This is a genomic window from Pseudomonas sp. BF-R-19 (assembly GCF_019956445.1).
Taxonomy (GTDB): Bacteria; Pseudomonadota; Gammaproteobacteria; order Pseudomonadales; family Pseudomonadaceae; genus Aquipseudomonas; species Aquipseudomonas fluorescens_BH.
Window position 1 is genome coordinate 22,854 of record NZ_JAHBDN010000057.1, and the last position, 20,378, is coordinate 43,231.

At 60.8% G+C, this 20,378-nt stretch carries 17 protein-coding genes and 1 pseudogene; 15 read left to right on the top strand and 3 right to left on the bottom strand.

All coding sequences use genetic code 11. From position 1 onward, the window contains the following. Nucleotides 1-38 precede the first annotated feature (38 nt). Nucleotides 39-1,049, top strand: coding sequence for a class 1 fructose-bisphosphatase (locus KGB28_RS15765; protein ID WP_223446438.1), 1,011 nt, complete (start codon nucleotides 39-41; stop codon nucleotides 1,047-1,049). A 3-nt stretch (nucleotides 1,050-1,052) separates the two neighbouring features. Further along, nucleotides 1,053-1,655 (top strand): DUF924 family protein, encoded by a 603-nt coding sequence (locus KGB28_RS15770; RefSeq protein WP_223446440.1) that lies wholly within the window; start codon nucleotides 1,053-1,055, stop codon nucleotides 1,653-1,655. A gap of 117 nt (nucleotides 1,656-1,772) precedes the next feature. Here KGB28_RS15770 and KGB28_RS31795 read toward each other — a convergent pair whose 3' ends face one another. Beyond that, a complete protein-coding gene (locus tag KGB28_RS31795) occupies nucleotides 1,773-2,537 on the bottom strand; it encodes a methyl-accepting chemotaxis protein (protein ID WP_411740587.1) in 765 nt (254 codons plus the stop codon). Nucleotides 2,538-2,630: 93 nt separating this feature from the next. Next, nucleotides 2,631-3,737 (bottom strand): annotated as a pseudogene (locus KGB28_RS31800) (cache domain-containing protein); the annotation flags it as partial. A gap of 208 nt (nucleotides 3,738-3,945) precedes the next feature. On the opposite strand from KGB28_RS31800, the gene KGB28_RS15780 reads away from it, so the two are divergent. Together KGB28_RS15780 and KGB28_RS15785 are read left to right on the top strand one after the other, a co-directional pair. Next, nucleotides 3,946-4,200, top strand: a complete 255-nt coding sequence (locus KGB28_RS15780) for a hypothetical protein (RefSeq protein WP_130903880.1) — start codon at nucleotides 3,946-3,948, stop codon at nucleotides 4,198-4,200. 30 nt (nucleotides 4,201-4,230) lie between these two features. Further along, nucleotides 4,231-4,800: a lipocalin family protein gene (locus KGB28_RS15785; protein ID WP_223446444.1), complete on the top strand. Its 570-nt coding sequence runs from the start codon at nucleotides 4,231-4,233 to the stop codon at nucleotides 4,798-4,800. A 112-nt stretch (nucleotides 4,801-4,912) separates the two neighbouring features. Here the strand turns inward: KGB28_RS15785 and KGB28_RS15790 are convergent, their stop codons facing one another. Next, the gene (locus KGB28_RS15790) at nucleotides 4,913-6,277 is read right to left on the bottom strand and encodes a formimidoylglutamate deiminase (protein WP_223446446.1); all 1,365 of its coding nucleotides are present in this window, start codon (nucleotides 6,275-6,277) and stop codon (nucleotides 4,913-4,915) included. 146 nt (nucleotides 6,278-6,423) lie between these two features. Between KGB28_RS15790 and hutC the strand changes: the two genes are divergently transcribed. The 11 genes from hutC (at nucleotide 6,424) to hutI (ending at nucleotide 20,378) form a co-directional block, all read left to right on the top strand. Beyond that, nucleotides 6,424-7,134 (top strand): histidine utilization repressor, encoded by a 711-nt coding sequence (gene hutC, locus KGB28_RS15795; RefSeq protein ID WP_173677901.1) that lies wholly within the window; start codon nucleotides 6,424-6,426, stop codon nucleotides 7,132-7,134. Nucleotides 7,135-7,144: 10 nt separating this feature from the next. Continuing rightward, nucleotides 7,145-7,714 carry a HutD family protein gene (locus KGB28_RS15800; protein WP_223446448.1) on the top strand — a complete coding sequence of 190 codons (570 nt, stop codon included), beginning with the start codon at nucleotides 7,145-7,147 and terminating at the stop codon, nucleotides 7,712-7,714. A 490-nt stretch (nucleotides 7,715-8,204) separates the two neighbouring features. Next, nucleotides 8,205-9,887: a urocanate hydratase gene (hutU, locus tag KGB28_RS15805; protein ID WP_223446450.1), complete on the top strand. Its 1,683-nt coding sequence runs from the start codon at nucleotides 8,205-8,207 to the stop codon at nucleotides 9,885-9,887. Nucleotides 9,888-10,043: 156 nt separating this feature from the next. Then, complete coding sequence (locus KGB28_RS15810; protein ID WP_223446452.1) at nucleotides 10,044-11,516, top strand: purine-cytosine permease family protein; 1,473 nt, start codon at nucleotides 10,044-10,046, stop codon at nucleotides 11,514-11,516. Between the two features lie 69 nt (nucleotides 11,517-11,585). After that, complete coding sequence (locus tag KGB28_RS15815) at nucleotides 11,586-12,554, top strand: ABC transporter substrate-binding protein (protein ID WP_223446454.1); 969 nt, start codon at nucleotides 11,586-11,588, stop codon at nucleotides 12,552-12,554. Nucleotides 12,555-12,624: 70 nt separating this feature from the next. Beyond that, the gene (locus KGB28_RS15820) at nucleotides 12,625-13,476 is read left to right on the top strand and encodes an ABC transporter permease (protein ID WP_150726542.1); all 852 of its coding nucleotides are present in this window, start codon (nucleotides 12,625-12,627) and stop codon (nucleotides 13,474-13,476) included. Then, nucleotides 13,473-14,303, top strand: a complete 831-nt coding sequence (locus tag KGB28_RS15825) for a glycine betaine/L-proline ABC transporter ATP-binding protein (protein WP_007975542.1) — start codon at nucleotides 13,473-13,475, stop codon at nucleotides 14,301-14,303. The genes KGB28_RS15820 and KGB28_RS15825 overlap by 4 nt, the downstream gene beginning before the upstream one ends. Nucleotides 14,304-14,469: 166 nt before the next feature. Beyond that, nucleotides 14,470-15,993, top strand: a complete 1,524-nt coding sequence (gene hutH, locus KGB28_RS15830; protein WP_223446456.1) for a histidine ammonia-lyase — start codon at nucleotides 14,470-14,472, stop codon at nucleotides 15,991-15,993. Between the two features lie 113 nt (nucleotides 15,994-16,106). Then, on the top strand, nucleotides 16,107-17,639 hold the full coding sequence (gene hutH, locus KGB28_RS15835) for a histidine ammonia-lyase (protein WP_223446458.1): 1,533 nt from the start codon (nucleotides 16,107-16,109) through the stop codon (nucleotides 17,637-17,639). Nucleotides 17,640-17,748: 109 nt separating this feature from the next. Then, entirely contained in the window at nucleotides 17,749-19,152 is a 1,404-nt protein-coding gene (locus KGB28_RS15840; protein ID WP_223446459.1) for an amino acid permease, read from the top strand. Between the two features lie 20 nt (nucleotides 19,153-19,172). Beyond that, nucleotides 19,173-20,378, top strand: coding sequence for an imidazolonepropionase (gene hutI / locus KGB28_RS15845; RefSeq protein ID WP_223446461.1), 1,206 nt, complete (start codon nucleotides 19,173-19,175; stop codon nucleotides 20,376-20,378).

A 20,378-nucleotide genomic window follows, 5' to 3' on the forward strand; every position in this document is an offset into this window, starting at 1 on the left:
CGCGGGTTTTTAGCCCCCCCATTCCACCGGAGCCTTCCATGTCCCGCGTTACCTTGAGTCGCTATTTGATTGAGCAGACCCGCAGCAACAACACTCCTGCCGATCTGCGCTTCCTGATCGAAGTGGTGGCGCGTGCCTGCAAGGAGATCAGCCACGCCGTATCCAAAGGCGCCCTGGGTGGCGTTCTGGGCAGCATGGGCACTGAAAACGTCCAGGGCGAAGTGCAGAAGAAGCTCGACGTTATCTCCAACGAAATCCTGCTCGAAGCCAACGAATGGGGCGGTCACCTGGCCGGCATGGCGTCCGAAGAAATGGACAATGCCTACCAGATTCCTGGTAAATACCCGAAAGGCGCCTACCTGCTGGTATTCGACCCGCTGGACGGTTCGTCGAACATCGACATCAACGCCCCGGTCGGAACCATCTTCTCGGTACTGCGTTGCCCGAACGAATACCTGAGCCAGAACGAACCTTTGAATGAAAAGGCCTTCCTGCAGCCAGGCACTCAGCAAGTGGCCGCCGGTTACGCGATCTACGGTCCACAGACCATGCTGATCCTGACCCTGGGCGACGGCGTGAAAGGCTTCACCCTGGACCGTGAAATGGGCAGCTTCGTCCTGACCCACGAAGACATCACCATTCCTGAAAGCACCCAGGAATTCGCCATCAACGCGTCCAACCAGCGTCACTGGGAAGCCCCGGTACAGCGCTACGTCGACGAGTTGCTGGCAGGTGAGACCGGCCCGTTGAAAAAGAACTACAACATGCGCTGGGTCGCCGCGATGGTGGCCGACGTGCACCGCATCCTGACCCGCGGCGGTCTGTTCATGTACCCACGCGACAGCCGCGAGCCGTCGAAGCCGGGCAAACTGCGCCTGATGTACGAAGCCAACCCGATGTCGTTCCTGGTGGAACAAGCGGGCGGTGCGTCCACCGACGGCCACCAGCGCATCCTCGACATCCAGCCCGAAGGCCTGCACCAGCGTGTTGCGGTGTTCCTCGGTTCGAAAGAAGAAGTTGCCCGCGTCACGGCTTACCACAAGGAATAAACCATGACCGCGCCCTGGCAGCCGTTGCTTGATTGGTGGTTCGGAAGTTCCGGGTCAGCGAGCGAAGTGGCGGCGCAGAAGGGCAAGTTATGGTTTGGCAAGCGCGACAGCCAGGACCTCGAAGCGCGTGAGCGTTTCGGGGATCAGGTCGAGCAGGCACTGGCCGGCGGATTGACCGAGTGGATGCAACGTCCCGAAGGTTGGCTGGCCCTGGTGCTGTTGCTCGATCAAATCCCGCGAATGATCTTTCGCGATACTCCCAAAGCCTTTGCAGGCGATCTCCGGGCGCAAAAGCTGGTAGCCCAAGGCATTGCCGCGGATTTCGATCGGCAGTTGCAGCCGATTCAGCGGGTGTTCATCTATCTGGTATTCGAGCACAGCGAGAACCTCGCGGTGCAGAACGAAGGCGTCTCGCGCTATATCGAATTGGTGGCGCAGCAGCCTGAAGGTGACCGGGCGTTGTTCGCCGATTACCTGGACTATGCCGAGCGGCATCAGCGGGTGATTGCGCAGTTTGGGCGCTTTCCGCATCGCAATGCGGTGTTGGGAAGGGAGTCTACGGCTGAGGAGTTGGCGTTTCTCTCCAAGCCGGGGTCGAGGTTCTAGATCTTCATTGCTGCTGATGCCGTCTTCGCGAGCAAGCCCGCTCCCACAGGGATCTTTGTCGCACTGGAGATCCACTGTGGGAGCGGGCTTGCTCGCGAAGAGGCCCGCTAGTGCACCTCAGATCCTGAAGCTACCCACCAACTGCTTCAACCGCGCCGCCTGCCGTTCAAGATCGGCACACGCACGCAAGGTCGACTGCAGGTTCTCTACACCTTCCTGGTTCAGCGTGTTGATCTCGGTGATGTCGACGTTGATCGACTCCACCACCGCCGTTTGCTCTTCAGTGGCGGTGGCGACCGACTGGTTCATGCCATCGATCTCGCCGATGCGCTGGGTCACGCTGCCCAGGCGTTCGCCCGCCTGGTTGGCGATACCGACGCTGCTTTCGCTCTGGCGCTGGCTGTCGGTCATGATGCCCACCGCTGCCCGGGCGCCGACTTGCAGCTCTTCGATCATCGTCTGCACTTGCTGCGCCGAGTCCTGGGTGCGGTGAGCGAGGTTGCGCACCTCATCGGCCACCACGGCAAAACCACGGCCGGCCTCGCCGGCGCGGGCCGCTTCGATGGCGGCGTTCAATGCCAGCAAGTTGGTCTGCTGGGAGATGCTGGTGATCACTTCCAGAATCTGCCCGATGTTGACCGTGTTGCTGTTGAGGGTTTCGATGTTGCCGCATGAATCGCTGATCTTGGCCGACAGCTGTTGCATCGCCGCGATGGTTTTATCCACCACCTGTTGACCGTCTTCGGCCAGGCTGCGGGCATCGCTGGAATGTTGCGAGGCGAGGGCGGCGTTCTGGGCGATTTCCTGGGCGGCGGCACCGAGCTGGTTGATCGCCGCGGCCACGCTGCTGGTGCGCGAGGCTTGCTGGTCTGAGTTGAACATCGACGAGTTCGAGGCGGCGACTACCCGTAGCGCCACTTCGTTGACCTGGCCGGTGGCCGAAGACACTTCGATGATCGAGGTGTGAATGCGCTCGACGAAGCGGTTGAACGACAGTCCCAGCGCGCCGAATTCGTCGTGGCCGTGAATGGTCAGGCGTTTGGTCAGGTCCCCTTCGCCTTCGGCGATGTCGTGCATGGCGCGGCCCATGGTCAGCAGCGGCTGCATCAACAGGCTGATCAGCATGCCCAGCAGCACAATGATGATCACCACGGCAATCACCATGGCAATGATCGCCGAGGTGCGGAATTCGCTGAGCATCGAGAACGCGGTGTCCTGGTCGAGCACCAGCGCCACGTACCAGTCCGCCGATGGCACGCCGTTGACGTGGGTGAAGGAGATGAACTGGCGCTTGCCGTCGATCTCGACTTCCTTCATGCCCGGGCTGACTTTCGGCGCACCGTTGGGGTAGGCCTCGGTCAGGTTCTTGAGTACCAGCTTGCTGTCCGGGTGAATCAGGATCTTGCCGTCGGCACCGACGATGAACGCATGGCCGTGACCGCCGAAGTTCAGCGAATTGATGATCGCACTGACGCTGGACAGGTCGATGTCGGCACCGGCGACACCGATCATCTGGCCTTGGTGCTGCACCGGGGTGGCGACGGTGATCACCAGTTTGCCGGAGGAGGCGGCGATGTAGGGTTCGGTGACGATGGTCTGTTGCGCGCTATTGGCCGCCTTGTACCAGCCACGGGCGCGCGGATCGTAGTCCGCCGCGCGGTTGCCCGCCGGGACCGAGAACATCACGCCGTCGGCGCCACCGAAGTAACTCAGCTGGAAGTTGCCGGTGTAGGCGGGCAGGTCGATGATCCGTTTCAGGCTGGCGGGAACATTGCCATCGGCAGTGACCTGTTGGGCCATCGACTGCAGCAATTGCATACGGCTTTCCAGCCAGGTCTGGATGTTGCTGGTGGTCAGGCTGCCGAGCTCCTGCATCGAGGCTTCGGTACTGTTGCGCAAGGCTTCGCGCTGGCGATAGTCGTTGAACAGGATGAAACAAGCGAATGCGACGGCCACCACGAGGGCGGCAGCCAGCAATATCTTGTGGCTGAACTTCATGTTTCTGGTCATGGATGAGCTACCGCAGAGGGGCTGTTCTACAAAATGGGGAGCAAATGCCACCGACGTGGCTTTGCGTTGCATTTATGTCGACTGAACGGCGCCAAAGATTAGGCGGAATCTCTGAAAAACGACGAAATGCTCGGTAAACAAGCAAAGTGGCTGATTTTCGGCAAAAGGTAGACGAGTGGCCCGATAAATAGCCTGCCGGGCAGGGAACCTGACAGGGGTTTTCTCTTCTAAGCTTCAGCTTGGCAGCCATGCCAATCCCCTACGCCCCCGGAGTTTCACCATGTCGTTGCGTTCCATCGCCCTGCTTTCGTTCTGCGTATTGCTCGTTGCCTGCAGCAAGGTCAATCAGGAAAACTACTCGAAGCTCTCTGCCGGCATGGCCAAGGCCGAGGTGGAGACCCTGTTGGGCAAACCCGCCGATTGTTCAGGCGCGCTCGGCATGTCCAGTTGCACCTGGGGCGACAAGAACAGCTTTATCAGCGTGCAGTTCGCCGGTGACAAAGTGCTGATGTTTTCCGGCCAAGGCCTGAAGTAAACCGGGGCGATTGCCCACGGGAGAAAAATAATGAAGCGGTTATTGATCATCCTTTTTGCCGGCCTGGTGTTGGCCGGCTGTGCCACGTCTGGCCAGGACCCATTGGCCCCCAAGACTGTCAATAGCGTCAACCTCAAGCGCTACCAGGGCACCTGGTACGAGCTGGCTCGTATGCCGATGTACTTCCAGCGCGACTGCGCGCAGTCCGAAGCCCATTACACGCTCAAGCCTGACGGCAATGTCGCGGTGTTGAACCGCTGCCTGACGACGCAGTGGCAATGGGAAGAGGTCAAGGGCACGGCTTATCCACAGGCGCCCGGCAAGAACGACAAGCTGTGGGTCGAGTTCGATACCTGGTTCTCCAGGCTGATCCCGGGTTCGGCGAAGGGCGAATACTGGGTGCTGTACGTCAGCGATGACTACAAGACCGCCATTGTCGGTGATCCGAGCCGGAAGTATTTGTGGCTGTTGTCGCGCACGCCGACCGTGAACGGTGTGGTGCGTGAGGAGCTGCTGAGCAGGGCGCGCCAGCAGGGTTACGACACCACGCGGCTGATCTGGCGAGCGTCGGAACAGCAGATGGCCGAGACGTCCAACTGATACATGTAACCCTGTGGGAGCGAGCTTGCTCGCGATGAGGCCATCAAACTCAACAGAAATGTTGACTGACAGGCCGCCATCGCGAGCAAGCTCGCTCCCACAGGTTTTTGTATTAGCCTAAAAGTTCGCGCAGTACCTGGGTGAAGGCGCGATTGCTTTCTTCCTCGTCAGCATGCCGCCCGTCACGCACCACCCACTGACCATTCACCAGCACATCCCGCACCTGGCGATCGCCACCGGCAAACAACCAGCGGTTGAGAATCCCGTCGCCGCTGGCCGTTGCCAGATACGGATCGTTGCCGTCGAGCACCAGCCAGTCGGCGCGCTTGCCGACTTCCAGAGCGCCAATCGGCTGGCCCAGCGCCTGGGCACCGCCATCCAGCGCGGCATCAAACAGCGTGCGACCGACCATTGGCTGGTCCGCGCCATACAAACGATTTCGCCGCTGGTCGCGCAGACGCTGGCCGTATTCCAGCCAGCGCAATTCTTCCACCACGCTCAACGACACATGGCTATCGGAACCGATACCCATGCGCCCGCCCTGGGCGAGGAAATCCACCGCCGGGAAAATCCCGTCGCCCAGGTTGGCTTCGGTGGTCAGGCACAGGCCGGCAATGGCGCGACTCTTGGCCATCGACGTGACTTCTTCCGGGTTGGCGTGGGTCGCGTGGACCAGGCACCAGCGCTGATCGACGTCGATGTTTTCGTACAGCCATTGCAGCGGGCGACGACCGCTCCAGGTCAGGCAGTCGTCGACTTCTTTCTGCTGCTCGGCGATGTGGATGTGCACCGGGCATTGCTTGTCGCTGGCTGCCAGCACTTCGCTGATCTGCTGCGGCGTGACCGCGCGCAGCGAGTGGAAACACAGGCCCAGGGCTTGCGCCGGCTGCTGCGCCAGCACCGGTTGCAGGCGCGATTGCAGCTTGAGGTAGTTTTCTGTGCTGTTGATGAAGCGGCGCTGACCTTCGTTCGGAGCCTGGCCGCCGAAACCGGAGTGGCTGTAGAGCACCGGCAGCAGGGTCAGGCCGATACCGGCGGAGCCTGCGGCCTGGCTGATACGCAGGGCCAGTTCGGCCGGGTCCGCATAAGGCTGGCCATTGATGTCATGGTGTACGTAATGAAATTCCGCCACCGAGGTGTAACCGGCCTTGAGCATTTCGATGTACAGCTGACGAGCGATGACGCCGAGTTGTTCCGGGCTGATTTTTCCGACGAGGCGATACATCAGGTCGCGCCAGGTCCAGAAACTGTCGTTCGGATTGCCCGCCACTTCCGCCAGCCCGGCCATGGCCCGCTGGAAGGCGTGGGAGTGCAGGTTCGGCATGCCAGGCAGCAGCGGACCGCTTAACCGTTCGGCGCCATCTGCGTTGGAGTCGGCCTGGATATGGGTCAATACGCCGTCGGCGTTGACCTCAAGACGTACATTGTTGGCCCATCCACTAGGCAGCAGCGCGCGTTCGGCAAAGAAGGCGGACATGGTTCAGCACCCCATCGTGTGTTATTTGTATATACATATACAGACGTTTGCCTGCCCGGTAAACTCCGGCAAGCTAGCGACATTTACTAAACGACCAAGGATTAACCGTGCCGACTCCGCCTCCAGTCTCTCCGTTGGCCGCGAACATGGGCGACAGTCCGGCGCCCTTGTACGCCCGCGTCAAACAAATGATCACCCAGCAAATCGACAGTGGAAACTGGCCGCCGCACTACCGCGTTCCGTCGGAAAGCGAACTGGTCAGCCAGCTGGGCTTCAGCCGCATGACCATCAACCGCGCCCTGCGCGAGATGACTGCCGATGGCCTGCTGGTGCGCATGCAAGGCGTCGGCACGTTCGTCGCCGAGCCGAAAAGCCAGTCCGCCCTGTTCGAAGTGCACAACATCGCCGATGAAATCGCCTCTCGCGGCCATCGCCACACCTGCAAGGTCATCACTCTTGAAGAAGAGGCCGCCGGCTCCGAGCGCGCCCTGGCCCTGGACATGAGGGAAGGGCAGAAGGTGTTCCACTCGCTGATCGTGCATTTCGAAAACGACATTCCGGTGCAAATCGAAGACCGTTTCGTCAATGCGCTGGTGGCGCCGGACTACCTCAAACAGGACTTCACCCTGCAAACGCCCTATGCCTACCTGAACCAGGTCGCGCCGCTAACCGAAGGCGAGCACGTGGTCGAGGCGATCCTGGCCGAGTCGTCCGAATGCAAATTGCTACAGATTGAAAAGGGCGAGCCGTGCCTGCTGATTCGTCGCCGCACTTGGTCCGGTCGTCAGCCAGTGACGGCTGCTCGCTTGATCCACCCCGGTTCCCGTCATCGTCTGGAAGGTCGGTTTCATAAATAGAGAGCCATAAATGAGCAGTCTGAAAGTTTTACGTGCGGTCGATTACCCACGCATGCCGTGGAAAAACGGCGGCGGCAGCACCGAAGAAATCACCCGCGATGCCGGCACCGGCCTGGATGGCTTTGGCTGGCGCCTGTCGATTGCCGACATTGGCGAATCGGGTGGTTTTTCCACCTTCGCCGGTTACGAGCGAGTGATCACCGTTTTGCAGGGCGACGGTATGAGCCTGACGGTGGATGGCCAGGCCACTCGGCCACTGTTACCACTGGACCCGTTTGCCTTCAGCGGTGAAAGCAAGGTTTCCTGCACATTGCTCGGCGGTCCGATTCGCGATTTCAACCTGATTTACGCGCCGCAGCGTTACACTGCGCGATTGCAGTGGTTGTCGGGCGAGCAGCGGTTCTTCAGCTCGGCGGGTACGGTGTTGGTGTTCAGCATCAGCGAAGCACTGGAAGTGAAGGTCGGTAACAACGCTTCGCAACTGGCTCGGCATGATTGCCTGCAACTCGACGGTAACGCTGGTCTGCTGGAAATCTCCGTCAATAGCCCGTGCTGTGTGATCGAATTGACCGCACGCTGATTCCCAGGCCAATGAGCTTCTCTGTGGCGAGGGGGCTTGCCCCCGCTGGAGGCCGAAGGACTCCCAATTCCGGCGGATTTCGGTTTTGGGCCGCTTCGCAGCCCAGCGGGAGCAAGCTCCCTCGCCACAAAAGCATTCACACTTCTTGTTTCCAAATCCGCGCCAACTTGTTACCTAACGCCCCAGCATGGCGCAAAACCGCGCTCAAGTAACAAAACCCCCTCACCACAAAAATCCCCCAAAAAATATTTCATCTTCGCCATAACCCTTGTTCCAGGCGCTCTCCAGCCGTTTCAGAATTTTTCTTGAATGCCCATCCAAAAAGTTGGCCGCTTGATTGCATATGCTTGTATGTACAAGTAAAGACGTATGCGTATGAGTCACGAGGACTCAACCATCGTCCACTGATTCGCCGGTGTGCACTGATGCCCATTGGCTTGCTCGCCCACTGCCTGGGTTGGTTTGGATTGATTGCTGAGGAGTCTTTTTCGTGACTGACATTAAACCTACTAAGTTTCGTGACGTTGAAATCCGTGCCGCACGCGGTAACAAGCTGACCGCCAAGAGCTGGCTGACCGAAGCGCCGCTGCGCATGCTGATGAACAACCTCGACCCGGAAGTCGCCGAGAACCCTAAAGAACTGGTGGTTTACGGTGGTATCGGTCGCGCTGCACGTAACTGGGAATGCTACGACAAGATCGTCGAAAGCCTGACCAACCTGAACGACGACGAGACCCTGCTGGTGCAATCCGGCAAGCCAGTCGGCGTGTTCAAGACCCACAGCAATGCCCCGCGTGTACTGATTGCCAACTCCAACCTGGTTCCACACTGGGCGAGCTGGGAACACTTCAACGAACTGGACGCCAAAGGCCTGGCCATGTACGGCCAGATGACCGCCGGCAGCTGGATCTACATCGGCAGCCAGGGCATCGTCCAGGGCACCTACGAAACCTTCGTCGAAGCCGGTCGCCAACACTACAACGATGACCTGAAAGGTCGTTGGGTCCTGACTGCAGGCCTCGGTGGCATGGGCGGCGCCCAGCCTCTGGCTGCAACCCTGGCCGGCGCTTGCTCGCTGAACATCGAATGCCAGCAGGTCAGCATCGACTTCCGTTTGAAAAGCCGTTATGTCGACGAGCAGGCTACTGACCTCGACGACGCTCTGGCTCGCATCGCCAAATACACCAAGGAAGGCAAGGCGATTTCCATCGCGCTGCTGGGCAACGCGGCTGAAATCCTGCCGGAACTGGTCAAGCGTGGCGTGCGCCCGGACATGGTCACCGACCAGACCAGCGCCCACGACCCGCTCAACGGCTACCTGCCGGCCGGCTGGACCTGGGACCAGTACCGCGCTCGCGCCAAGACTGAACCTGCCGCTGTGATCAAGGCCGCCAAGCAATCGATGGCCGTGCACGTCAAAGCGATGTTGGACTTCCAGAAAATGGGCGTACCAACCTTCGACTACGGCAACAACATCCGTCAGATGGCGCAGGAAGAAGGCGTGGAAAACGCATTCGACTTCCCGGGCTTCGTACCGGCCTACATCCGTCCGCTGTTCTGCCGTGGCATCGGCCCGTTCCGTTGGGCTGCACTGTCGGGCAACGCTGAAGACATCTACAAGACCGACGCCAAGGTCAAGGAACTGATCCCGGACGACGCCCACCTGCACAACTGGCTGGACATGGCCCGCGAGCGCATCAGCTTCCAGGGTCTGCCGGCACGTATCTGCTGGGTTGGCCTGGGCCTGCGCGCCAAGCTGGGTCTGGCGTTCAACGAAATGGTCCGTAGCGGCGAGTTGTCCGCGCCAATCGTGATCGGCCGCGACCACCTGGACTCCGGTTCGGTATCGAGCCCGAACCGCGAAACTGAATCGATGCAGGACGGTTCCGACGCTGTTTCCGACTGGCCACTGCTCAACGCCTTGCTCAACACCGCGAGCGGCGCGACCTGGGTTTCCCTGCACCACGGCGGCGGCGTCGGCATGGGCTTCTCCCAGCACTCCGGCATGGTGATTGTCTGCGACGGCACTGACGAAGCGGCCGAGCGTATCGCTCGCGTGCTGCACAACGACCCGGCCACCGGCGTCATGCGTCACGCCGATGCGGGTTACCAGATCGCCATTGACTGCGCCAAGGAACAAGGGCTGAACCTGCCGATGATTACCGGCAAGTAACGCAGATTGCATTACCTGTGGGAGCGGGCTTGCTCGCGAAGAGGCCGGCACATTCAACATCTGTGCTGGCTGATCCACCGCTTTCGCGAGCAAGCCCGCTCCCACAAAAAAGCAGTTCCACAATGGCTTCCCATAACAATCCACAGAGGTTGAATCATGGCTGTTAACAGCGAACGTGCAGGCAGTAAACCGTTGATCGAGACGCGCTCGATCGACTACATCCCGGAAGCGGAAAGACACGGTCGTCTGTTAAGCCAGTTCACCCTGTGGATGGGTGCCAACCTGCAAATCACCGCGATTGTCACCGGTGCCTTGGCAGTGGTGCTTGGCGGTGATGTGTTCTGGTCATTGATCGGTCTGTTGATCGGTCAATTACTGGGTGGCGGCGTGATGGCGCTGCATGCCGCGCAAGGCCCCAAGCTGGGTCTGCCGCAGATGATCTCCAGTCGCGTGCAGTTCGGCGTTTATGGTGCGGCTATCCCGATCGTGCTGGTGTGCCTGATGTACCTGGGCTTCACCGCGACGGGCACCGTGCTGTCCGGTCAGGCGCTGGGTCAGTTGTTTGGCGTCAGCGACACCGTCGGTATCCTCCTTTTCGCCAGTGTCATCGTGCTGGTCACGGTGCTCGGTTACCGGGTGATCCATTGGATCGGCCGTGTTGCCAGTGTCATTGGCGTGATTGCCTTTGTTTATCTGTTCAGCCGCCTGATGAGCCAGGTTGACGTTGGCGCCCTGTTGGAAATCCGCCACTTCAGCTGGAGCAGTTTCCTGCTCGCGGTGTCGCTCGCGGCGTCCTGGCAGATCGCCTTCGGCCCGTATGTGGCTGACTATTCCCGTTACCTGCCGAGCAAGATTTCCTCGGTGAAGACCTTTTTTGCCGCAGGCGCAGGTTCGGTCATCGGTGCTCAAGTGGCGATGGTCCTTGGCGTGTTTGCTGCAGCTTCTGCCAATGGGCAATTCGCCGGGCACGAAGTGGCCTACATCGTTGGTTTGGGCGGTACCGGTGCCACCGCGGCATTGCTGTACTTCAGCATCGCGTTCGGCAAGGTCACCATCTCCACGCTGAACTCCTACGGCAGCTTCATGTGCATCGCGACCATCATCAGCGGTTTCCGTGGTGAGCTGAAGGTAACGCGCTTGCAGCGTCTGGTGTTCGTGCTGGTCATCGTCGGCGCTGCGACCCTGATGGCGTTGCTCGGCCAGCACTCGTTCCTCGGTGCATTCAAGTCCTTCATCCTGTTCTTGCTGGCGTTCTTCACACCATGGAGTGCGATCAACCTGGTGGATTACTACTGCATCACCCGCGAACGCTATGACGTGCCGGCGCTGGCCGATCCGAACGGTCGCTACGGCCGCTGGAACACTCTCGGGATCAGCGTCTATGTGTTCGGTGTGTTGGTGCAGCTGCCGTTCATCTCCTCCAAGTTCTATACCGGTCCGCTGGTGGATGCCCTGGGTGGTGTGGATATTTCCTGGATCATCGGCCTGGTGCTTCCTGCAGCCCTGTATTACCTGTGTGCGAAACGATGGCACGGCAGCGTGCCCGATCAATTGATTCTGCCGGTCGAGCAGGACAGCGTTGTACAACCTAAAACAAGCGAGGCTGGTCGCGCTGCGGCGCAGGCCTGAGTGGACGTGGACAGGGCTGGATGCCTCTTGACTGCCGTAAGCCAATTCATGATTAGGAGCGTCATTACAATGAAATCGAACAAGACCCTGCTGACCACTTTGCTTTCCATGGGCCTGCTGGCCAGTGCCGGCGCCACTCAGGCGGCGGGTTGGTGCGAATCGGGGAAACCTGTGAAATTCGCCGGCCTGAACTGGGAAAGCGCCATGCTCCTGACCGACGTGATGCAAGTCGTGTTGGAGAAAGGCTACGACTGCAAGACTGACAGCCTGCCGGGCAACTCCATCACCATGGAAAACGCCCTGAGCAGCAACGATATTCAAGTGTTTGCCGAAGAATGGGTCGGCCGTAGCGAAGTCTGGAACAAGGCCGAGAAAGCCGGCAAGGTCGTCGGTGTCGGCGCGCCGGTTGTTGGCGCAATTGAAGGCTGGTACGTGCCGCGCTACGTGATTGAAGGCGACGCCAAGCGCAAGCTGGAAGCCAAGGCCCCAGACCTGAAAAACATTGCTGACCTGGGCAAATACTCCGCGGTGTTCAAGGACGCCGAAGAGCCTTCCAAGGGCCGTTTCTACAACTGCCCGGCCGGTTGGACCTGTGAGCTCGACAACAGCGAAATGCTCAAAAGCTACGGTCTGGAAAGCACCTACACCAACTTCCGCCCAGGCACCGGCCCGGCGCTGGATGCCGCCGTGCTGTCGAGCTACAAGCGTGGCGAGCCGATCCTGTTCTACTACTGGTCGCCAACGCCGCTGATGGGCCAGATCGACGCGGTGAAACTCGAAGAGAAACCAGGCGTGAACAAGACCGTGACCATCAAGGTCGGCCTGTCCAAGACTTTCCACGACGAAGCGCCTGAACTGGTGGCCGTGCTGGAAAAGGTCAACGTGCCAATCGACCTGCTGAACCAGAACCTTGGGCGCATGAGCAAAGAGCGGATCGAATCACCAAAACTGGCCAAGATCTTCCTGAAGGAACATCCTGAAGTCTGGCACGCGTGGGTGAGCGAAGACGCAGCCAAGAAAATCGACGCGGCCTTGTAGGTTGAGCTTCTCCGGCTGTCGGCAACGGCAGTCGGATGCTTGATCGCAACCCCTTGATTGAGAGTCTCTTATGTTTCCCGAAAGCTTTACCTTTTCCATCGCCGACTGGGTCAACGGTTGGGTTGATTCGCTGGTCACCAACTACGGCGACGTGTTCCGCAGCATCTCCGACACCCTGTTGTGGGCCATCGTCAATCTCGAAGGCCTGCTGCGCGCTGCACCCTGGTGGCTGATGCTGGCGATCGTGGCCGGTGTGGCCTGGCACGCGACTCGCAAGGTCGTGACCACTGCCGTCATCGTCGGTTTGCTGTTCCTGGTGGGTGCGGTCGGCCTCTGGGACAAGCTGATGCAGACCCTGGCGCTGATGATGGTGGCGACGATCATCTCGGTGTTGATCGGCATTCCGCTGGGCATTCTCTCGGCCCGCAGCAACCGCCTGCGTTCGATACTGATGCCGTTGCTGGACATCATGCAGACCATGCCGAGCTTCGTGTACCTGATCCCGGTGCTGATGCTGTTTGGCCTGGGCAAGGTCCCGGCGATTTTCGCCACGGTGATCTACGCCGCGCCGCCGCTGATCCGCCTGACCGATCTGGGCATTCGCCAGGTCGACGGCGAAGTGATGGAAGCGATCAACGCCTTCGGTGCCAACCGCTGGCAGCAACTGTTCGGCGTGCAACTGCCGCTGGCCCTGCCGAGCATCATGGCCGGGATCAACCAGACCACCATGATGGCCCTGTCGATGGTGGTGATCGCCTCGATGATCGGTGCCCGTGGCCTGGGTGAAGACGTGCTGGTGGGGATTCAGACCCTCAACGTCGGACGCGGCCTTGAAGCCGGTCTGGCGATCGTGATTCTGGCTGTGGTGATCGACCGCATTACACAGGCGTACGGTCGCGCACGGCATGAGGTGAGCAAATGAACAACGCAACTGTGAGCAAGATCGAAGTCAAGAACGTCTTCAAGATTTTCGGCAACCGTGCCAAGGACGCGCTGGCCATGGTCGGCCAGGGCAAGACCAAGGACCAGGTGCTGGCCGAAACCGGCTGCGTGGTCGGCGTCAACGACCTGTCGCTGAGCATCGGCAGCGGCGAGATCTTCGTGATCATGGGCCTGTCGGGCTCCGGCAAGTCGACTCTGGTCCGCCACTTCAACCGCCTGATCGACCCGACCAGCGGCGCGATCCTGGTGGACGGCGTGGACATCCTGCAATACGACATGGAAGCGCTGCGCGAATTTCGTCGGCGCAAGATCAGCATGGTGTTCCAGAGCTTCGGCCTGTTGCCGCACAAGAGCGTGCTGGACAACGTCGCCTACGGCCTGAAAATCCGTGGCGAAAGCAAAGCCATGTGCGCCGAGCGTGCGCTGCACTGGATCAACACCGTGGGCCTCAAGGGCTACGAAAACAAATACCCGCACCAGCTCTCCGGTGGCATGCGTCAGCGTGTGGGCCTGGCCCGCGCCTTGGCGGCGGACACCGACATCATCCTGATGGACGAAGCGTTCAGCGCCCTCGACCCGCTGATCCGCGCGGAAATGCAGGACCAGTTGCTGGAACTGCAAAAGACCCTGCACAAGACCATCGTCTTCATCACCCACGACCTCGACGAGGCCGTGCGCATCGGCAACCGCATCGCGATCCTCAAGGATGGCCGCCTGATCCAGGTCGGCACGCCGAGAGAGATCCTGCATTCGCCGGCGGATGAGTATGTCGACCGCTTTGTGCAGCGTCGGGCGGCGGTGGTTTAAAAGGTTTGTGCCGGCTGTGCTGGCCCCATCGTCGGAACGCCGCCCGGAGCAAGCTCGCTCCCACAGGGATTTTGTGAACACCGGAGATCCATTGTGGGAGCGAGCTTGCTCGCGATGAGGCCGGAAAAGCTGCATCAAAATTCAAGTTTGTACGCAGAGGTTGAAGATGTCCCAGGCTGAAAAAATCGTTATCACCGAGGCGCAGGTCAGTTGGCAGGACGTGGTCGCCGTTGCTCGTCATGGCGCACAGCTTGAGCTGTCGGCGCCGATCTGGGCGCGCATCGAAAACGCGCAGGCCATCGTCCAGCGCATCGTCACCAGCGGCGAACGTGCCTACGGCATCAACACCGGCCTGGGCGCGCTGTGCAACGTCTCGCTGCAGGACGAACAACTCAGCCAGTTGTCGCGCAACACCTTGCTCAGCCACGCCTGTGGCGTTGGCGCGCCACTGACCAACGAGCAGACCCGCTCGATCATGTGCGCCGCCGTCGTCAACTACAGCCATGGTAATTCCGGCTTGCACCGTCAGGTCGTCGAAGCACTGCTGGCGCTGCTCAACCGTGGCATCACCCCGCAAGTACCGTCCCAGGGTTCCGTGGGCTACCTGACCCACATGGCGCACATTGGCATCGCGCTGCTGGGTGTCGGCAATGTCAGCTATCGCGGCCAGGTCGTTTCCGCGCAGCAAGCGCTGGCCGAAGAAGGCCTGCAACCGGTCAAGCTTGGTGCCAAGGACGGTTTGTGCCTGGTCAACGGTACGCCATGCATGACCGGCCTGAGCTGCCTGGCGATTGCCGATGCCACGCGCCTGCTGGAATGGGCTGACGTGATTGGTGCCATGAGCTTCGAAGCCCAGCGTGGGCAGATCGACGCGTTCGATGCCGAGATCATCGCGCTCAAGCCGCATCCGGGCATGCAACAGGTCGGGATCAACCTGCGGGCCCTGCTCGACGGCAGCGAAGTGATTGCCCAGAGCAAAGGCATACGTACCCAGGATGCCCTGAGCATTCGCTCGATCCCGCAGGTACACGGCGCCGCTCGCGACCAATTGGTACACGCGACCAGACAAATCGAAACCGAACTCAATGGCACCACCGATAACCCGATGGTGCTGGGCACCGCGGACAATTACCGCGTGGTGTCCCAGGCCAACCCCCACGGCCAGTCCGTGGCAATGGCGGCGGACCTGCTGGCGATTGCCATGGCGGAAATCGGCTCCATCGCCGAGCGTCGCCTGGACCGCTTGATCAACCCGCACGTCAGTGGCCTGCCGGCGTTCCTGGTGGCCAACCCGGGGGTGAACTCCGGGATGATGATCGTGCAATACGTCGCCGCTTCGCTGTGCGCGGAGAACCGTCAACTGGCACAACCGGCGGTGCTGGATAACTTCGTGACGTCGGGCCTGCAGGAAGATCACCTGAGCCTGGGCACCAACGCCGCGCTGAAGCTGCACCGCGCGCTGGAAAACTGCACGCAGATCCTCGCCATCGAGTATTTGCTGGCGGCCCAGGCGTTCGAGTTCCTCAAAGAACAACGCTTCGGCGCGGGCACCGATGCTGCCTGGCGTCTGCTGCGCGAGCACGTTGCCCCCTACGACCAGGATCGCTGGTTGGCACCGGACATCGCCGCCGCTGCCGCGGTATTGAAAGACCCGATTTTGCTGCACAACGCTTTTCCAGAACTGAACTGATTTCAATAACACCAGCGTGCCAAGGCGCGTCTCCCCAAAAGGCAGACGCGACGGACAACGGACATCTCCGGAGCGTCTGGTGAGTTAATAACAACTCTCAAAAGGAGCACAAAATGACTGCGCTAAACCTGATTCCCGGCCAACTGACCCTCGCCCAACTGCGTGACGTCTATCAGCAGCCGGTGAAACTGACCCTCGACCACAGCGCCTCGGCCCAGATCGAAGCCAGCGTTGCCTGCGTGGAACAGATCCTCGCCGAGAACCGCACCGCCTACGGTATCAACACCGGTTTCGGCCTGCTGGCCTCGACCCGCATCGCCAGCGAAGACCTGGAAAACCTGCAGCGCTCGCTGGTGCTGTCCCACGCCGCCGGTGTCGGCCAGCCGATCAGCGATGAGCTGGTGCGTCTGATCATGGTGCTCAAGGTCAACAGCCTGAGCCGTGGTTTCTCCGGCATCCGCCGTGTGGTGATCGACGCGCTGATCGCCCTGATCAACGCTGAGGTGTACCCGCACATTCCATTGAAAGGTTCGGTCGGTGCTTCCGGTGACCTGGCGCCTCTGGCCCACATGTCGCTGGTACTGCTGGGCGAAGGCAAGGCGCGCTACAAAGGCGAGTGGATGGAAGCCACCGAAGCGCTGAAAGTTGCCGGTCTGACCCCGCTGACCCTGGCCGCGAAAGAAGGCCTGGCGCTGCTCAACGGCACTCAGGTGTCCACTGCTTTTGCCCTGCGTGGCCTGTTCGAAGGTGAAGACCTGTTCGCCGGTGCCTTGGCACTGGGCGGCCTGACCGTTGAAGCGGTCCTGGGTTCGCGTTCGCCGTTCGATGCCCGCATCCACGCTGCCCGTGGCCAGAAAGGCCAGATCGACGCCGCCGCCGCTTACCGTGACCTGCTGGGCGAGCGCAGCGAAGTCTCCGACTCCCACGAAAACTGCGAGAAGGTACAAGACCCGTACTCCCTGCGCTGCCAGCCACAAGTCATGGGCGCCTGCCTGACCCAGTTCCGTCAAGCGGCCGAAGTGCTGGCGATCGAAGCCAACGCCGTTTCCGACAACCCGTTGGTTTTCGCCGCTGAAGGTGACGTGATCTCCGGTGGCAACTTCCACGCCGAACCGGTGGCCATGGCGGCTGACAACATGGCATTGGCCATCGCTGAAATCGGTTCCCTGAGCGAGCGCCGTATCTCGCTGATGATGGACAAGCACATGTCGCAACTGCCGCCGTTCCTGGTGGCCAATGGCGGCGTGAACTCCGGCTTCATGATCGCCCAGGTGACTGCGGCGGCACTGGCCAGCGAGAACAAGGCGTTGTCCCATCCGCATTCGGTGGACAGCCTGCCGACTTCCGCCAACCAGGAAGACCACGTTTCCATGGCGCCGGCGGCTGGCAAGCGTCTGTGGGAAATGGCCGAGAACACCCGTGGGATTCTCGCGGTGGAATGGCTGGCGGCCGTTCAGGGCCTGGATCTGCGCGACGGTCTGAAAACCTCGCCGAAACTGGAAAAGGCTCGGGCCATTCTGCGTAACGACGTGCCGTTCTATGAGAAGGACCGCTTCTTCGCGCCGGACATCAATGCGGCGACTGAATTGTTGGCCTCGCGCTGCCTGAACGAGCTGGTGACGGCGAAGTTGCTGCCTAGCCTGTAATGGCCCCTTCGCGAGCAAGCCCGCTCCCACATGGATCACGCTGACCCTGTAGGAGCTGGCTTGCCAGCGATTCGATTTTGCGTCGAATAACAATAATTAGGGACGAGAAATGCAACAGGCAGAAAAAGGTTTGAAACGCGGGCTCTCTGCCCGACATATTCGCTTCATGGCGCTGGGGTCGGCGATCGGCACCGGGCTGTTTTATGGATCTGCCTCGGCCATTCAAATGGCCGGGCCTGCGGTACTGCTCGCTTACCTGATCGGTGGCGCGGCGGTGTTCATGGTCATGCGCGCCCTCGGTGAGATGGCGGTGCACAACCCGGTGACCGGCTCTTTCGGCCAATACGCCAGCACCTACCTGGGGCCAATGGCGGGCTTCGTCCTCGGCTGGACCTACGCATTTGAAATGGTCATCGTCGGCATGGCCGACGTTACCGCGTTCGGGATTTACATGGGCTTCTGGTTCCCGGAGGTTTCCCGCTGGATCTGGGTGCTGGGTGTCGTTTCCATCGTTGGCGGCCTGAACCTGTGCAACGTCAAAGTCTTCGGTGAAATGGAGTTCTGGTTGTCGCTGCTCAAGGTCGCGGCCATCGTCGCGATGATCCTGGGTGGTTTCGGCATCATGTGGTTCGGCATCAGCTCGGCCCCCGGCCAAGCGACCGACATCAGCAACCTCTGGAGCCACGGCGGCTTCATGCCCAATGGCATGGGCGGTCTGATCGCTTCGTTCGCGGTGGTGATGTTTGCGTTTGGCGGTATTGAAATCATCGGCGTAACGGCAGGTGAAGCCAAGGACCCGCAGCACGTGCTGCCCCGGGCGATCAATGCTGTACCGTTGCGGATCCTGCTGTTCTACGTGCTGACGATGCTGGTGCTGATGTCGATCTTTCCATGGCAGCAGATCGGCAGCCAGGGCAGCCCGTTCGTGCAGATCTTCGACAAGCTGGGGATCAGCTCGGCAGCCACCATCCTCAATATCGTGGTGATCACGGCGGCGATTTCGGCGATCAACAGTGACATCTTCGGCGCTGGCCGCATGATGTTCGGTCTGGCCCAGCAAGGGCATGCACCCAAGGGCTTCGCCCGCCTGTCGCGCAATGGCGTGCCATGGATGACGGTCGTGGTGATGAGTGCCGCACTGTTGCTGGGCGTGTTGCTGAACTACCTGATCCCGGAAAACGTGTTCCTGTTGATCGCTTCCATCGCGACCTTTGCCACGGTATGGGTCTGGCTGATGATCCTGGTGACCCAAGTGGCCATGCGCCGGTCCATGAGCGCCGAGCAGGTTGCACAACTGAAATTCCCGGTACCGCTCTGGCCCTATGCGCCGGCCGCGGCGATTGCCTTCATGCTGTTCATTTTCGGCGTGCTGGGCTATTTCCCGGACACCCAGGCAGCGCTGATCGTCGGCGTGGTCTGGATCGTGTTGCTGGTGCTGGCCTACCTGACGTGGGTGAAACCGGCGGCGGGCCAGGCAGCCCTGGTGACGCCGGACCCGACTTTTTCTCATTGATAACCTAATGGAGGCCACGGATGAAAACTCTCTGGCAACACTGTCACGTCGCAACCATGGCACAAGGCGTCTACTCGATCATCGAGGATGCGGCCATCGTGACGTCAGGAGCGCACATTGAGTGGATCGGCCCGCGCGGTGAGTTGCCGGCGGGCGAGTACCCGGCCGTCAATGATTTGAACGGGGCCTGGGTCACACCGGGCCTGATCGACTGCCACACTCATACGGTGTTCGGCGGTAACCGCAGCGGTGAATTCGAACAGCGCCTGCAAGGTGTCAGCTACGCGGAAATCGCCGCCAGCGGCGGCGGCATCGCCAGCACCGTGCGCGCTACCCGCGCGGCCAGCGAAGACGAACTGTTCGCCAGTGCCGCCAAGCGTCTGGAAAGCCTGTTGCGTGATGGCGTCACCAGCGTCGAAATCAAGTCCGGCTACGGCCTGGACCTGGCCAACGAACGCAAGATGCTGCGTGTTGCCCGTCGCCTCGGCGCCGAACTGCCGGTCAGCGTGCGCAGCACCTGCCTGGCGGCTCATGCCCTGCCGCCGGAGTACAAGGACCGCGCTGACGACTATATCGATCACATCTGCGCCGACATGCTCCCGGCCTTGGCCGCCGAAGGTCTGGTGGACGCGGTGGATGCATTCTGCGAATACCTGGCGTTCTCGCCTGCGCAGGTTGAACGCGTATTCATCACCGCTCAGAAACTGGGCCTGCCAGTGAAGCTGCACGCCGAGCAGTTGTCGTCGCTGCATGGCTCGAGCCTGGCAGCGCGTTATCACGCGTTGTCCGCCGATCACCTGGAGTTCATGACCGAGGACGACGCCATCGCCATGGCCAAGTCCGGCACGGTTGCGGTGCTGTTGCCCGGCGCCTTCTACTTCTTGCGCGAAACCCAATTGCCGCCGATGGAAGCCCTGCGCAAGCACGGCGTGAAAATCGCCATCGCCAGCGACCTCAACCCGGGCACCTCGCCGGCACTGTCATTGCGCCTGATGCTGAACATGGCTTGCACCTGTTTCCGCATGACCCCGGAAGAAGCCCTGGCCGGCGCGACGATTCACGCCGCCACCGCGCTGGGCATGGCCGACACCCATGGTTCGCTGGAAGTCGGCAAGGTCGCGGATTTCGTCGCCTGGCAAATCGATCGTCCGGCCGACCTCTGTTACTGGCTGGGCGGCGACCTGGAAAAACGCGTCGTGCGCCACGGCGTCGAATCAAGTCTGTAG

What these genes read in the sequence shown, in the direction of transcription:
- KGB28_RS15765 (WP_223446438.1), top strand. Translation starts at nt 39, where the DNA reads ATGTCCCGCGTTACCTTGAGTCGCTATTTGATTGAGCAGACCCGCAGC.
- KGB28_RS15770 (WP_223446440.1), top strand. Translation starts at nt 1,053, where the DNA reads ATGACCGCGCCCTGGCAGCCGTTGCTTGATTGGTGGTTCGGAAGTTCC.
- KGB28_RS31795 (WP_411740587.1), bottom strand. Translation starts at nt 2,537, where the DNA reads ATGTTCAACTCAGACCAGCAAGCCTCGCGCACCAGCAGCGTGGCCGCG.
- KGB28_RS15780 (WP_130903880.1), top strand. Translation starts at nt 3,946, where the DNA reads ATGTCGTTGCGTTCCATCGCCCTGCTTTCGTTCTGCGTATTGCTCGTT.
- KGB28_RS15785 (WP_223446444.1), top strand. Translation starts at nt 4,231, where the DNA reads ATGAAGCGGTTATTGATCATCCTTTTTGCCGGCCTGGTGTTGGCCGGC.
- KGB28_RS15790 (WP_223446446.1), bottom strand. Translation starts at nt 6,277, where the DNA reads ATGTCCGCCTTCTTTGCCGAACGCGCGCTGCTGCCTAGTGGATGGGCC.
- hutC (WP_173677901.1), top strand. Translation starts at nt 6,424, where the DNA reads ATGGGCGACAGTCCGGCGCCCTTGTACGCCCGCGTCAAACAAATGATC.
- KGB28_RS15800 (WP_223446448.1), top strand. Translation starts at nt 7,145, where the DNA reads ATGAGCAGTCTGAAAGTTTTACGTGCGGTCGATTACCCACGCATGCCG.
- KGB28_RS15810 (WP_223446452.1), top strand. Translation starts at nt 10,044, where the DNA reads ATGGCTGTTAACAGCGAACGTGCAGGCAGTAAACCGTTGATCGAGACG.
- KGB28_RS15815 (WP_223446454.1), top strand. Translation starts at nt 11,586, where the DNA reads ATGAAATCGAACAAGACCCTGCTGACCACTTTGCTTTCCATGGGCCTG.
- KGB28_RS15820 (WP_150726542.1), top strand. Translation starts at nt 12,625, where the DNA reads ATGTTTCCCGAAAGCTTTACCTTTTCCATCGCCGACTGGGTCAACGGT.
- KGB28_RS15825 (WP_007975542.1), top strand. Translation starts at nt 13,473, where the DNA reads ATGAACAACGCAACTGTGAGCAAGATCGAAGTCAAGAACGTCTTCAAG.
- hutH (WP_223446456.1), top strand. Translation starts at nt 14,470, where the DNA reads ATGTCCCAGGCTGAAAAAATCGTTATCACCGAGGCGCAGGTCAGTTGG.
- hutH (WP_223446458.1), top strand. Translation starts at nt 16,107, where the DNA reads ATGACTGCGCTAAACCTGATTCCCGGCCAACTGACCCTCGCCCAACTG.
- KGB28_RS15840 (WP_223446459.1), top strand. Translation starts at nt 17,749, where the DNA reads ATGCAACAGGCAGAAAAAGGTTTGAAACGCGGGCTCTCTGCCCGACAT.
- hutI (WP_223446461.1), top strand. Translation starts at nt 19,173, where the DNA reads ATGAAAACTCTCTGGCAACACTGTCACGTCGCAACCATGGCACAAGGC.